At 64.7% G+C, this 13,606-nt stretch carries 11 protein-coding genes and 1 pseudogene; 6 read left to right on the forward strand and 6 right to left on the reverse strand.

Annotation, left to right across the window (positions count from 1 at the left end):
• Positions 1-29: 29 nt before the first annotated feature.
• The 4 genes from shc to DCM80_RS22270 all read left to right on the forward strand — a co-directional run bounded on the left by shc (position 30) and on the right by DCM80_RS22270 (position 3,612).
• Positions 30-2,012 carry a squalene--hopene cyclase gene (gene shc / locus DCM80_RS22255; RefSeq protein ID WP_257193708.1) on the forward strand — a complete coding sequence of 661 codons (1,983 nt, stop codon included), beginning with the start codon at positions 30-32 and terminating at the stop codon, positions 2,010-2,012.
• Positions 1,946-2,773 (forward strand): phosphorylase, encoded by an 828-nt coding sequence (locus tag DCM80_RS22260; protein ID WP_257193710.1) that lies wholly within the window; start codon positions 1,946-1,948, stop codon positions 2,771-2,773. The genes shc and DCM80_RS22260 overlap by 67 nt, the downstream gene beginning before the upstream one ends.
• 184 nt (positions 2,774-2,957) lie before the next feature.
• Positions 2,958-3,233, forward strand: a complete 276-nt coding sequence (locus DCM80_RS22265) for an AbrB/MazE/SpoVT family DNA-binding domain-containing protein (protein WP_257198004.1) — start codon at positions 2,958-2,960, stop codon at positions 3,231-3,233.
• A complete protein-coding gene (locus DCM80_RS22270) occupies positions 3,220-3,612 on the forward strand; it encodes a type II toxin-antitoxin system VapC family toxin (RefSeq protein WP_257193711.1) in 393 nt (130 codons plus the stop codon). The genes DCM80_RS22265 and DCM80_RS22270 overlap by 14 nt, the downstream gene beginning before the upstream one ends.
• A 1,104-nt stretch (positions 3,613-4,716) precedes the next feature.
• On the opposite strand, the gene hpnH is transcribed toward DCM80_RS22270, so the two are convergent.
• A complete protein-coding gene (gene hpnH, locus DCM80_RS22275; protein ID WP_028135332.1) occupies positions 4,717-5,877 on the reverse strand; it encodes an adenosyl-hopene transferase HpnH in 1,161 nt (386 codons plus the stop codon).
• 36 nt (positions 5,878-5,913) lie between these two features.
• Complete coding sequence (ispH, locus tag DCM80_RS22280; RefSeq protein WP_028135333.1) at positions 5,914-6,840, reverse strand: 4-hydroxy-3-methylbut-2-enyl diphosphate reductase; 927 nt, start codon at positions 6,838-6,840, stop codon at positions 5,914-5,916.
• Between the two features lie 464 nt (positions 6,841-7,304).
• Between ispH and DCM80_RS22285 the strand changes: the two genes are divergently transcribed.
• Positions 7,305-9,893 (forward strand): MMPL family transporter, encoded by a 2,589-nt coding sequence (locus DCM80_RS22285; protein ID WP_257193712.1) that lies wholly within the window; start codon positions 7,305-7,307, stop codon positions 9,891-9,893.
• Here DCM80_RS22285 and DCM80_RS22290 read toward each other — a convergent pair.
• Positions 9,861-10,493, reverse strand: coding sequence for a DUF2147 domain-containing protein (locus tag DCM80_RS22290; protein WP_257193714.1), 633 nt, complete (start codon positions 10,491-10,493; stop codon positions 9,861-9,863). The two genes, DCM80_RS22285 and DCM80_RS22290, sit on opposite strands and share 33 nt — an antisense overlap.
• Before the next feature lie 140 nt (positions 10,494-10,633).
• On the opposite strand from DCM80_RS22290, the gene hpnO reads away from it, so the two are divergent.
• Positions 10,634-12,025, forward strand: coding sequence for an aminobacteriohopanetriol synthase HpnO (gene hpnO / locus DCM80_RS22295; protein WP_257193715.1), 1,392 nt, complete (start codon positions 10,634-10,636; stop codon positions 12,023-12,025).
• A gap of 10 nt (positions 12,026-12,035) precedes the next feature.
• Here hpnO and DCM80_RS22300 read toward each other — a convergent pair whose 3' ends face one another.
• The 3 genes and pseudogenes from DCM80_RS22300 to DCM80_RS22310 all read right to left on the reverse strand — a co-directional run bounded on the left by DCM80_RS22300 (position 12,036) and on the right by DCM80_RS22310 (position 13,601).
• Complete coding sequence (locus DCM80_RS22300; RefSeq protein WP_257193717.1) at positions 12,036-12,356, reverse strand: HigA family addiction module antitoxin; 321 nt, start codon at positions 12,354-12,356, stop codon at positions 12,036-12,038.
• A gap of 12 nt (positions 12,357-12,368) precedes the next feature.
• A pseudogene (locus DCM80_RS22305) lies at positions 12,369-12,623 on the reverse strand (type II toxin-antitoxin system RelE/ParE family toxin).
• A gap of 96 nt (positions 12,624-12,719) precedes the next feature.
• Positions 12,720-13,601, reverse strand: coding sequence for an alpha/beta fold hydrolase (locus DCM80_RS22310; protein WP_257198006.1), 882 nt, complete (start codon positions 13,599-13,601; stop codon positions 12,720-12,722).
• Positions 13,602-13,606 lie beyond the last annotated feature (5 nt).

Genomic DNA, 13,606 nt, shown 5'->3' on the forward strand with positions numbered 1-13,606 from the left:
TCGATCCACTATCGGAGCAATCGAGCGAGATGGATTCCGTGAACGCGACCAGCCGCGAAGCCCTGAAGCCGGGGATCTTGCAACCGGGCATCCTGGAATCGAGCATTGCGTCGGCGACGCAGGGCGTCCTCGATTTCCAGCAGGCGGACGGGCATTGGGTGTTCGAGCTCGAGGCCGACTGCACGATTCCGGCGGAATACGTCCTGCTCCGCCACTATCTCGCCGAGCCGGTCGATGCCGTGCTCGAAGCCAAGATCGCCAATTATCTTCGCCGCATCCAGGGCGCCCATGGCGGCTGGCCGCTGGTGCATGACGGCGAGTTCGACATGAGCGCCAGCGTGAAGGCCTACTTCGCGCTGAAGATGATCGGCGATTCCGTCGACGCCCCGCACATGGTGCGTGCGCGCGAGGCGATCCACGCGCGCGGCGGCGCGATTCATAGCAACGTCTTCACCCGTTTCCTGCTTGCGATGTACGGCGTGGTGACCTGGCGCGCGGTGCCGGTGCTGCCGATCGAGATCGTGCTGCTGCCGTTCTGGTCGCCGTTCCACCTCAACAAGATCTCGTACTGGGCGCGCACCACCATGGTGCCGCTGATGGTTCTCGCCGCGCTGAAACCGCTGGCAAGGAATCCGAAGCGCGTCGGCATCGACGAGCTGTTCCTGCAGGATCCGCGCTCGATCGGCATGACCGCCAAGGCGCCGCACCAGAGCATGGCCTGGTTCCTGCTGTTTCGTTCGCTCGACGCCATCCTGCGCGTGATCGAGCCGCTGTTTCCCAAGAGCCTGCGCAAGCGTGCCATCGACGCCGCGCTCGCCTTCACCGAGGAGCGCCTCAACGGCGAGGACGGCATGGGCGCGATCTATCCGCCCATGGCCAACATCGTCATGATGTACGACGCGCTCGGCAAGGACGAGAACTATCCGCCGCGCGCGGTCACGCGGCGGGGCATCGACAAGCTGCTCGTGATCCACGACGACGAGGCCTATTGCCAGCCCTGCGTCTCCCCGGTCTGGGATACGACGCTGACGGCGCATGCGCTGCTGGAGGCCGGCGGCGACAAGGCGGTGCCGGCCGCCAAGCACGGCCTCGACTGGCTGATCCCGAGGCAGGAGCTCGAGCTGAAGGGCGACTGGGCGGTGAAGCGGCCCGACGTGCGCCCGGGCGGCTGGGCCTTCCAGTACAACAACGCGCATTACCCCGACCTCGACGACACCGCCGTGGTGGTGATGTCGATGGACCGCATGCGCCGGGAGCACGGCGCCACCGGCTACGACGCCGCGATTGCCCGGGGCCGGGAGTGGATCGAGGGCATGCAGAGCGACGACGGCGGCTGGGCCGCCTTCGACGTCAACAATCTCGAATATTACCTCAACAACATCCCGTTCTCCGACCATGGCGCGCTGCTCGATCCGCCGACCGAGGACGTCACGGCGCGCTGCATCTCGATGCTGGCCCAGCTCGGCGAGACCGCGGCGACCAGCAAGCACGTGGCCGACGGGGTCGCCTATTTGCGCAAGACCCAGCACCCCGAGGGGTCCTGGTACGGCCGCTGGGGCATGAACTTCATCTATGGAACCTGGTCGGTGCTCTGCGCCCTCAACATGGCCGGCGTCGACCACGGGGATCCCATGATTCGCAAAGCCGCCGCCTGGCTGGCCTCGATCCAGAACGAGGACGGCGGCTGGGGCGAGGACGCCGTCAGCTACCGGCTGGACTACAAGGGCTGGGAAGCCGCCCCCTCGACCGCCTCGCAAACGGCATGGGCCTTGCTTGCCCTCATGGCGGCAGGCGAGGTTGATCACCCGGCCGTCGCCCGCGGGGTGGAGTACCTGATTGCAACACAAAACAAAAAAGGACTGTGGGACGAGCAGCGGTACACCGCCACAGGCTTCCCCCGCGTGTTCTATCTGCGGTATCATGGTTACCCAAAGTTCTTTCCGCTGTGGGCGTTGGCGCGGTATCGGAACTTGCGGAACACCAACAGCAGGGTGGTAGGGGTCGGAATGTGACTTTGGGGACGGGGGACTATTTTACCGTGGGTCAGGCCATCGACCCGCGGCCGATACTGATCGTGACCGGATTGGTGCAGGAGGCCCGCATTGCGGCCGGGCCGGGAATGGCCGTCATCTGTTCATCCAGCAGCCCGACTCAATTGCGGGCGCTTCTGACCGTGGTGGACCCCGAGACGATTCGCGGCGTGATCTCGTTCGGCGTCGCCGGCGGGCTCGACCCGAGCCTGCGCTCCGGCGACGTGGTGCTGGCGACCGAGGTGCTGTCCGGCGACACGCGCTGGGCTGCGGGGCTCTCGCTCGGCGACGACCTGATCGAGCGCCTGACGTCGGGACGCCGCCGCGTCGTGCGCGGCAGCCTCGCCGGCGCCGAGGAAGTGGTCACCAAGCGCGCCTGCAAGGCGGCGCTGCACTCGGAGACGGGCGCTGCCGCGGTCGACATGGAAAGCCACATCGCCGCCGCCTACGCCACTGAGGCCGGGCTGCCCTTTGCCGCGGTTCGCGTCATCAGCGACCCCGCCCACCGCGCGCTGCCGGCGATCGCCCGCGCCGCAATCAAGCCGAACGGCCAGATCGACCTCGCCGCCGTGCTGCGCGGCATCGCGCGCAATCCGGCAACGCTGCACGCCCTGGTCTCGACCGGCATCGACTTCAACCGCGCGCTGCGGAGCCTGCGCGGCTGCCGGGATTATCTGATCGGGACGGAGCTGATCGGCACCGATCTGATCGAGAGCGAGGCGCTGGTGTCGAAGGCGGCCTGAGCGGGTTCGTTCGAGCTGACGAAGCAAAAGGCCCGGTCGCGCGACCGGGCCTTTTTGTTTTGGGCTGCACGGTCGTCGCCACAAATGAGCCGTCCACGCGATGGAGTTCCTTCACGCGCCAAGGGTTGAATTTAAGGTCATTCGCGCGTATCTTACGTTTGTCTTACCTCCGAAGGGTTGGGCGATGGCCGACACGGATAAGCTCACCACTGTCGTTTCCACCAAGGGACAGGTCATCCTGCCCAGCGTCATTCGTAAGGCGCGGGACTGGAAGGCTGGAACGCGGCTGACCGTCGAGGAGACTTCGGAGGGCGTCCTGTTGAAGCCTGCGCCGGCCTTTGCCGCGACGCGGCCACAAGAAGTGTTCGGCGTCTTGGCTTATCGCGGCAAGCCGAAAACTCTCGAAGAGATGGACGCAAGCGTGCTTGCCGAAGCCAGGCGGCGACATGATCGCGATTGATACCAATCTGATCGTCCGCTACCTGACCCGAGATCACGCCACTCAATCCGCGCGTGCCCGCGCCTTGATCGACGGCGAGAGGGTCTTTGCCGCCGTCACGGTGCTTCTCGAAGTCGAATGGGTGCTGCGAAGTGCGTACGGCTATCAGGCCGCGGACGTCGTGCACGCGCTTCGTGCCTTCGCGGGACTTCCGACCGTTATGGTCGAGGACGGCGCGATGGTCGCGGCAGCGCTCGACCTTGCCGAGAGGGGAATGGATTTCGCCGATGCGCTGCATCTGACGAGATCGGGACATTGCGAGGCGTTCGTCACTTTCGATCGCAAACTCGTCAAGGCGGCGAAACAGGCGGGCCATGAGGGGGTGCGCGAAGTAGGGTAATCTCGGTTGACGCGCCGGGGCTGTCCGTCTTGATCGGAGCGATGTTACTATTGTCGTAGTGTCTCACTTCAGTGGCCGGCCAGCGTGAAGCGTCGGGCAAAACACCCTAAACCCAGTCAACCCCTTCCCGCAAAAATATTCCACTTTCCCGAATTTCGGATTTGTGGCATAGAGCGGTCATTCCGGCCCTGCCAGAGGGGCGCTTCGCGATCGTCACGAGATGCGGGTCGGGGTGCGGTGGACGCGGTAGCGCCGGCGCGAGAGGCGGTGACAGGGACGGGCGACCGTTGAGTCATGCGCGACGCGCTACGACACGGCGCGGTCACAGCGGTCTTGTTGATGGTCGGGGGCGCGCACATCGGGCCCCGGATGCTGAGGCAGGGACGTCCGCGGACGGAGAAGTCGTGTGGTCCCGGCGCCCGGGGTTCTGGCGTCAAACCTCGCGGTGATGCGGCGGCCAACCGGCACGCGCATCGATCAGCGGCGAGGCGACGGGGGCAATAGTGCAACGCTCCCCGAGGAGAGCACGAAGGACACCGTTAAAACCATCCGCGCAGGGAAGGCCGGGCGACCGGCAACACCTGTGATCCACACCGTGTGCATTTTTCGTTGTGCACGGATCTGCGGGTGCCGCCGGCGCCCGGCCTTCCCTGCGCCCTCTGGTCTTTCGAGGGCGCGAAACGACAGCAAGCCTCGGGCGAAAGAAGCCGCGGGAATGCGAAGCTGTGCCTGCGAGGAAAGCGCTGATGGCAAGAGCAAGTCGGTGCCACATACGCCGTCATTGCGAGCGCAGCGAAGCAATCCAGATTGTCTCCGCGGAAAGATTCTGGATTGCTTCGCTGCGCTCGCAATGACGTGGAGAGAGCGGCGATACCCTCGCGCTCTCGTGCCCCGGACGCAGCGCAGCGTCTCTTCGACGCTGCGCTGCAGAGCCGGGGCCCATGCCGCAGCGGAGTCCGGCGCGTGCTGGGTCCCGGCTCTGCGCAGCAGCGCAAAGGGCGCTGCAGCGCGTCCGGGACACGGGATCCGGAACCCCAGCCCAAAAGAAAAGGCCCGGTCGCGATCGCGGCCGGGCCTTTTCGTGAGAGCTGCGTGCGTCCGCGCTTACGCCGCCGTCGAAGCCTTCTGTGCGGCCTTTGCCTGCGCGGCCTCGGCTTCGTCCTTGCGGATCTCGGACAGCTTCTTCTGGACCTGCTCCGAGAAGATGTACTGCGCCGGGCGCTGCTTGCTCATGTCGATCTCCGGCGCCATCGGGCCGGAGGTCTTGATGCCGCGCAGCGACACCCACATCGCCTTCAGCGGGTTGTTGAGAGCGGCGGTCGCCGCCGTCGGCTCATAGCCGCAATGGGCCATGCAGTCGGCGCACTTCTCGTAGCGGCCGGTGCCGTAGCTGTCCCAGTCGGTGGTCTCCATCAGCTCCTTGAAGGTCTTGGCGTAGCCTTCACCGAGCAGATAGCAGGGCTTCTGCCAGCCGAAGATGTTGCGCGCGGGCATGCCCCACGGCGTGCACTCGTATTCCTGGTTGCCGGCGAGGAAGTCGAGGAACAGGCCGGAATGCATGAAGTTCCACTTCTTGCCCTTGCCCATCGCGAAGACGTCGCGGAACAGCTTCTTGGTCTTGGTGCGGTTGAGGAAGTGCTCCTGGTCCGGCGCGCGCTCATAGGCATAGCCTGGCGACATCGAGACGCCGACGCCGAGCTCGACGGTGAGGTCGAGGAACTTGGCGATCTCCTCGGCCGGGTGGCCGTCGAAGATGGTAGCGTTGACGTTGACGGTGAAGCCGCGCGCCTTGGCTGCCTTGATCGCGGAGACCGCGCGGTCGAACACGCCCTTCTGCGACACCGCCTTGTCGTGGTGGTCGCGCAGGCCGTCGAGATGCACGGAGAAGAACAGGTAAGGGGAGGGCTCGAACAGATCGAGCTTCTTCTCGAGCAGCAGCGCGTTGGTGCAGAGCGAGACGAACTTCTTGCGGGCGACGAGGCCGCGCACGATCTCGCCGATCTCCTTGTGGATCAGCGGTTCGCCGCCGGGAATCGCGACCATCGGCGCGCCGCATTCGTCGGCGGCGTCCCAGCACTCCTGCGCGGTCATGCGGCGGTTGAGAATCGCATCCGGATAATCGATCTTGCCGCAGCCGACGCAGGCGAGGTTGCAGCGAAACAGCGGCTCCAGCATCAGCACGAGCGGGTAGCGCTTGCGGCCAAGCAGTTTCTGCTTGAGCAAATAGCCGCCGATACGCATTTCCTTGAAGAACGGGATAGCCATTACAAGTTTCTTTCTGGGCTTTTGAATTCGGGTGGGTCAGCTCGCGGCCAGTTGGGCCGGAAGCCGGAATTCGATGTTTTCCTCGCGGCCCGGCAACACCTGGACCTTCACCGGTCCGATCCGCCGCATCGCTTCGATGACGTCATCCACGAGGACCTCGGGCGCCGAAGCGCCGGCCGTGATGCCCACGGTCCTCGCATTCTTCAGCCACTCCGGATCGAGCTCGCTGCCGTCGGCAATCAGATAACTCGCGACGCCGGCCTCGGTGCCGATTTCGCGAAGCCGGTTCGAGTTCGAGCTGTTGGCGGCGCCCACCACCAGGATCACGTCGACCAGCTTGCTCAAGTCCCTTACCGCAGATTGGCGGTTCTGTGTCGCATAGCAGATATCCCGGATATCCGGACCTTGAATATCTGTAAAGCGGGCCTGAAGGGCCGCAATGATGTCCTTGGTGTCGTCGACCGACAGGGTGGTCTGGGTGATGTAGGCCACTGGCGTATCCGCCGGCAGCGTCAGGGCCTTAACCTCTTGAACGCTTTGAACAAGCAGCACGGGGGCGGGAACCTGGCCCATCGTGCCCTCGACCTCGGGGTGCCCGGCATGGCCGATCAGGATCAGCGTGCGGCCCTTGGTGATGTAGCGCTTCCCCTGATTGTGAACTTTCGTGACCAGGGGGCAGGTGGCGTTGAGCACCGGGAGGTCGCGCGCGGCGGCCTCTTCCTCGACGCTGCGGGCGACGCCGTGGGCGCTGAACACCGTGACCGACTTCGGCGGGACCTCGGACAGCTCCTCGACGAAGATTGCCCCTTTGTTCTTCAGGCTTTCGACGACGTGCTTGTTGTGCACGATCTCGTGGCGCACGTAGACGGGTGGGCCGTACTTCTCCAGCGCCCGTTCCACGATCTCGATCGCACGCACCACGCCCGCGCAGAAGCCGCGCGGTTGCGCCAGATAAACTTCCATGGGTTGCCCATCACGCAAGTTGCACCAATCCGCTTCAAAGTCCCCGGCGGCATGCCGATACTGACCAATGAGTTGCAATATCCGCACCATCGGTTCGCGCACGCGGTAGCCGCCCACCCCCATCGGGGCTCCGGCGCATGGAGGCGCAAGACTTTGTGTCAAAAAATCGGCAGCAAGGAAAGGTCAAATGAAACCTCCGGCCCCGTTCGAGTCCCGACGAAGGTATTATAATACGTAAACTCCCCCGAGTGCCAGGCGCGTCGAAAGTGCCCGGTCTTTCGTCACTTTCCCGCCTCAACTCCCCGGCTATACCGGCTGCCCCCGCATGATTTTGCCCGGTCTCCCGCCGTTTACTTCGAACCTCGATGCGGCGAGAACCACCCAAAACAGCAATAGGTTTCGCCTGGGAACTCCGATAAACAGCGGGCGTTTCCGGCAAGCTGTTAACCGCAGAAAGAAAAGAAGTGCTGCAAAGCGTCGTCGTTGCCATCGTCAGGGCCTGCACCCGGTTTGCCTCCCTCGTCGTCGTTATCGGGCTCCTGCTCTCGGTGGGCGCGGGCTATTACGCGTCCCGGCACTTCGCCATCAACACCGACATCAATTCGCTGATTTCTCAGAATCTCGACTGGCGCAAGCGTGACCAGCAATTCGACAAGGCGTTCGACCAGAATGAGCTGATCCTGGCCGTGGTCGAAGCCCGAACGCCCGAGATGGCCCGCGCAGCGTCAGATGCCCTCTATGCCAGGCTGAAGGGCGACAAGACCAACTTCCACTCGATGCAGCAGCTGGGCGGCGGCGAGTTCTTCGAGAAGAACGGCCTGTTGTTCCTGCCGACCGAAGAGGTCGGCAAGATCACCGGCCAGTTCGAAGCCGCCGCGCCCCTGATCGAGATCATGGCCGGCGATCCCTCGATCCGCGGCCTGACCGGTGCGCTGGAGACCGGACTTGCGGGCGTCAAGCGCGGCCAGGTCAAGCTCGACAACACCGAACGGCCCTTCAACCTGATCGCGCAGACGGTTGAGACCGTGCTCAACAAGGGCGATGCGAGCTTCTCCTGGCGCGAGCTCGTCAGCGACGAGCCGCTGAAGGATAGCGACAAACGCGCCTTCATCGAGTTCAAGCCGATCCTCGACTACAACGCATTGGAGCCCGGCAAGGATGCCACCGATGCGATCCGCAAGGCCGCTGCGGATCTGGATTTTCCGGCCAAGTACCAGGCGCGGGTGCGGCTGACCGGACCGGTCCCGATCGCCAACGAGGAATACGCCACCGTCCAGGAAGGCGCCGTCATCAACGGCGTCGGCACGGTTCTCGTCGTGCTGGTCATCCTCTGGCTCGCGCTGCATTCGTCGAAGATCATCTTCGCCGTGTTCGTCAATCTGTTCGTCGGCCTTGCGCTCACGACCGCGGCCGGCCTGATGATGGTCGGATCGTTCAATCTGCTGTCGATCGCGTTCGCGGTGCTGTTCGTCGGTCTCGGCGTCGATTTCGGCATCCAGTACAGCGTCCGCTACCGTTCGGAGCGCTACAAGCACAACGACCTCTCGGGCGCGCTGGTGCTGGCTGCCAAGCGCTCGGCGGTGCCGCTGTCGCTCGCGGCGATGGCGACCGCCGCCGGCTTCCTCTGCTTCATGCCGACCGACTACCAGGGCATCGCGGAGCTCGGTCAGATCGCGGGGGTCGGCATGCTGGTGGCGTTCATCTCGTCGATCACCGTTCTGCCGGCCATGCTGAAGCTGCTGAACCCGCCGGGCGAGAAGGAGCCGGTCGGTTACGCCTTCCTGGCGCCGCTCGACCACTTCCTGGAGAAGCACCGCGTGCTGATCGTCGGCGGCACGCTGCTGCTGGCGCTCGGCGGCCTGCCGCTGCTCTATTTCATGAAGTTCGACTTCAACCCGATGAACCTGCGCAATCCGAAGGCCGAATCGATCGCGACCTTCCTCGATCTGCGCAAGGACCCCAACACCGGCGCCAATGCCATCAACGTGATGGCCACGTCCGAAGAGCAGGCACGACAGATCGAGGCGAAGCTGGAGAAGGTGCCCGAGGTGCTCAGGGTGATGTCGCTCGACAGCTTCGTGCCGCAGGACCAGCCGCCGAAGCTGAAGCTGCTCGCGCAGGGCGCCAAGGTGCTGAACCCCGCGCTCAACCCCGATCAGATCGATGCGGCGCCGTCGGACCAGGAGAACGTCGAGGCGCTGAAATCCTCCGTCGACAATCTGCGCCGGACCGCGGGCGATGCCAAGGGACCGGGTGCGGTCGCCTCGCGCCGTCTGGCGGACGCGCTCGAAAAGCTCGCCAATGGCGACGAGGCCACGCGCAACAAGGCGCAGGACGTGTTCGTCACGCCGATGAAGATCGTGTTCGACCAGCTCAAGAACGCGATGCAGGCCGAGCCCGTCACCCTGAAATCGCTACCGCCCGACCTCGTCAGTGCCTGGAAGAGCAAGGACGGCGTCATCCGCGTCGAGGCGCTGCCCAAGGGCGATCCCAACGACAACGACACGCTGCGCAAGTTTGCTGCGGCGGTGCTCGTTGCCGAGCCGACCGCGATCGGCGGGCCGGTCTCGATCCTGAAATCCGGCGACACCGTGGTGCGGGCGTTCATCCATGCCGGCATCTATGCGCTGCTGGTGATCGGCCTGTTGCTGTGGATCACGCTGCGCCGCTTCGTCGACGTGCTGATGACCTTGGTGCCGCTCCTGGTTGCCGGCGCAGTCACGCTCGAGATCTGCGTCTTGATCGGCCTGCCGCTCAACTTCGCCAACATCGTCGCGTTCCCGCTGCTGCTCGGCGTCGGCGTCGCCTTCAAGATCTATTATGTCGTGGCCTGGCGCTCGGGCAGGACCAACCTGCTCCAGACCAGCCTGACACGCGCGATCTTCTTCAGCGCGCTGACGACGGCGACCGCGTTCGGCAGCCTGTGGCTGTCGAGCCATCCCGGCACGTCCAGCATGGGCAAGCTGCTGGCGCTTTCGCTGGTGACGACGCTCGCGGCCGTGCTGCTGTTCCAGCCGGCCCTAATGGGCAAACCCCGCAATCTCAGGGAGTAAGCAGATGTCGCCGACCGGATCGGTGGCGCTCTTCTGACCCGGTTTGGCGGCGCCGGCGGGCTTCGGGGCCGCGGGCGCAGGCGCTGGCGCGGCGGCAACCGTCGTACCTGCGGCTTTCGGCGCCGCGCCGGTGGGCTTCGGCGCGCCCTTGGCCATGGCATTGGCGGTGCTCGAGGGGATCGGCGGGCCAACCCGGGTCCAGGTCTCGCCTCCGCACAGGAAGCCCATCACGCAGCCCTTGATTTCGAGCTGGTCGGTGCCGACAGGCGTGATGGTCGCGCTGTAGATCTGGCCGTCCTGGGCGTTATAGACCTGTCCCTCCCACTGATCGGCGCCCGCCTTCTTCTTCATGTCGATCAGCGTCACCATCCCCAGCGTCGGCCTGTTCTTTTTCGAGACATCAGGATTGTTCTCGTCGCGCCCGCCGGGCTTCTTTTCCCAGGCCACGGCGCCCCACATGCTGCCATTGCATTGGGCGACGCGGATGTTGGCGACGCCGTCGGCGACCCGCCAGTCGCCGGTGGGATCGGCGGCGAGCGCCGGAGTCAGGCAGGTGTAACCGCCAGCCAGTATAAGACCGGTGTAAAGGGCTAAACGCATGGTAGTTCCTCGGCAGTGCAACATGGTTTAAAGCTGTGCTTGGAAAGTGGTCCGAAAAAGGGCAAAAGGCCGCACAGACCGATTTCAGCAACGGTCCCTTTTCAGTTGACGAGCCGGCCCTCAACCGAAGTATGTAACGGATGCACAGCCCAAATCCAGACATGTCTCAGCTATTCGCGGACCGTCAGGCCCAGCGCAGCACCCTGCATAATCGGTATCTGAACGAGCAGTTCGTTCGGGTCCTCAAGACCATCGGCTACGACGTCGGCTTCCAGAAGGGGCAGGGGCAGTATCTCTACGACCGCGACGGCGCCCGCTATCTCGACCTGTTGTCCGGCTTCGGCGTGTTTGCGATCGGGCGCAATCATCCGGTCATGCGCGAGGCGCTCAAGAGCGTGCTCGATGCCGACCTGCCCAACCTGGTCCAGTTCGACGTCTCGACGCTGGCCGGCGTGCTGGCCGAGCGGCTGCTGAAATACGTCCCGTATCTCGACAAAGCGTTCTTCGCCAATTCCGGCGCCGAATGCGTCGAAGCCGCGATCAAATTCGCGCGTGGCGCGACTGGGCGTCCCGGCATCGTCTATTGCGCCCACGGCTATCACGGCCTGACCTATGGCGCGCTGTCGCTCACCGGCGATTCGAATTTCCGCACCGGCTTCGAGCCGCTGCTGCCCGGTTGCACCCCGATCCCATTCAACGATCTGGCGGCGCTGGAAAAGGCGCTGGCCTCACGTGAGGTCGCAGCTTTCGTCGTCGAGCCGATCCAGGGCAAGGGCGTCAACATGCCCACCGACGAGTTCCTGCCCGGCGCGGCGGCACTCTGCAAGAAATACGGCACGCTGTTCGTCGCCGACGAGATCCAGACCGGCATGGGCCGCACCGGCCGCTTCCTCGCGGTCGAGCACTGGAACGTCGAGCCCGACATGGTGCTGCTGTCGAAATCGCTGTCGGGCGGCCACGTGCCGGTCGGCGCGGTGCTGACGCGCAAGGCCATCTTCGACAAGATCTTCAACCAGATGGACCGCGCCGTGGTGCACGGCTCCACCTTCTCCAAGAACGACCTCGCGATGGCCGCCGGTATCGCCACGCTCGATGTCATGGAATCCGAGAAGCTGATCGAGTCCGCCGCCAAGCGCGGCGCCGAGCTGCGCCTCGCGCTGACGCGCATGGTGCCGGGCTACGAGCTGATGAAGGAAGTCCGCGGCAAGGGCCTGATGATCGGCGTCGAGTTCGGTCCGCCGAAATCGCTGCGCCTGCGCGCCTCCTGGAACGTGCTGGAGACCGCCAACAAGGGTCTGTTCTGCCAGCTCATCACCGTGCCGCTGTTCAAGGACCACAAGATCCTCACCCAGGTCGCCGGCCACGGCAGCCACACCATCAAGCTGCTGCCGCCGCTCACCATCACCGAGGAAGACTGCAGCTGGATCGAAAAGTCGTTCGACGACGTCATCGCCGGCAGCCACAAGGTCCCCGGCGCGATCTGGTCGCTCGGCAAGACGCTGGTGGACAACGCGGTGAGAAGGTCGGCCTGAGGCCGATCGCTCAGGCCGCCTTGGGCTTGTTCACCGTCTCGATGCGGTCGAGCGCCTTGCCGAGATCACGTCTGGCGATCTGGATGTCGTAATCGTTCTGAAGATTGAGCCAAAGCTCGGCCGTCGTGCCAAGCGCCTTGGCGAGCCGAAGTGCAGTGTCGGCGGTGACGCCGGTCTGCTCACTCGCAATCCGCTCAATACGAGTGCGCGGCAGGCCGCATGTCCGCGCAAGCGCGCCGGCCGACATATTCAGAGGGATCAGAAATTCTTCACGCAGAACTTCGCCAGGATGCATGGGGTTGAGTTTCATGGGTTTGAGTTTCTTGGCCATCGTCGCGCGCTCCTAGTGATAGTCCACGATCTCGACCTCAGCGGGGCCCTGTGCCGTCCAGACGAGGCAAACTCGGAACTGGTCGTTGATCCTAATCGAATTGCTGTCCCTTGCGATCAGCGGTCAGGGCCTCGAGGCGGTTACCCGGCGGCGCCCTTAAGTCGGCGAGTTCACCTGCGGCGTGAAGATAGCGCAATTTCCGACGTGCAACCTTCACCAGGTCGGCCGGAAAGCTTTGGGACTCTCGCCGTTAAAGACCGCTTCAATCGTTTTGTCCCGAAACGTCACTGTCTGATGCGTGAGGAAAGAGATGGTATCGATCTCTGATACGTTCCCGTAACCCCCTGCGCCCGGGCACGAGACCTATTTCGCGAACTCCCGCACGGCTGCGGCCACGGCCGCCGGCACTTCTTGAGCCACGCAATGTCCGGCGCCCTCGAAGACTTGCGTGCTGGCCCGCGGAATCAGCGACAGCGCCCGCCGCGCCATCTCCCAGTAGATCGGTCCCGACTTCGCAGCGGTCGTGACGCGCACCGGGCAGTCGATCTCGGCGAGTAAGCCAAACGGATTGCCGCGGGCATCGCCAACGTAAACCTGCTCCATCGCTTCGTAGATCGGATGCAGAATTGCGGACTCGATCTCGGGCGTGCAGCAGAGTCGCACCCGGCCATGATCGAGCGGCACGAAGCCGTCGCGCACATAGGCGCGGAGCGAGGTCTCGGTCCAGTCCGCAAACGCCGGCGCCGCGCGGTAGCGCTCGAACACGGCGTCGGCGCTGTCGAATTCGGCGCGCCGGCGCAGCGTGCCTTGCAGGCGGACGACGGATTCGTCGTTCAACCCTCCCGAACGGGCCGTACGGGGGTCCATGACGGTCGGCTCCATCACGAACAGGCGCGCGAAACGTCCTGGCAGCAGTCTCGCCGCGAGCAGAAGATCGGTCGCGCCCGCGCTGTGGCCGATGCCGTAGACGTTGCGCAGCTCGAGTGCATCCATCACCTGGCGGACGTCATCGGCATAATCGAGGAAATGATAGGCCACGGGCTTGTGGCTGGCACCATGGCCACGACGGTCCAGCGCATAGACGGTGTAGGTCGATGCAAGCTCGCACGCGACCTCGTCCCAGACGGCGGCGACGAAGCCGGTGCCGTGCACGAGCAGGGCGGGCGGCTTGCCCCGCTCGCCCCATTGCAACAGGGCGAGCTCTGCGCCGGCCGGGCCGATGGAAAAGCGCTGCGGGGTGATCATGTGGA

Origin of the sequence: Bradyrhizobium sp. WBOS08 (genome assembly GCF_024585125.1) — a bacterium.
GTDB lineage: Bacteria > Pseudomonadota > Alphaproteobacteria > Rhizobiales > Xanthobacteraceae > Bradyrhizobium > Bradyrhizobium japonicum_B.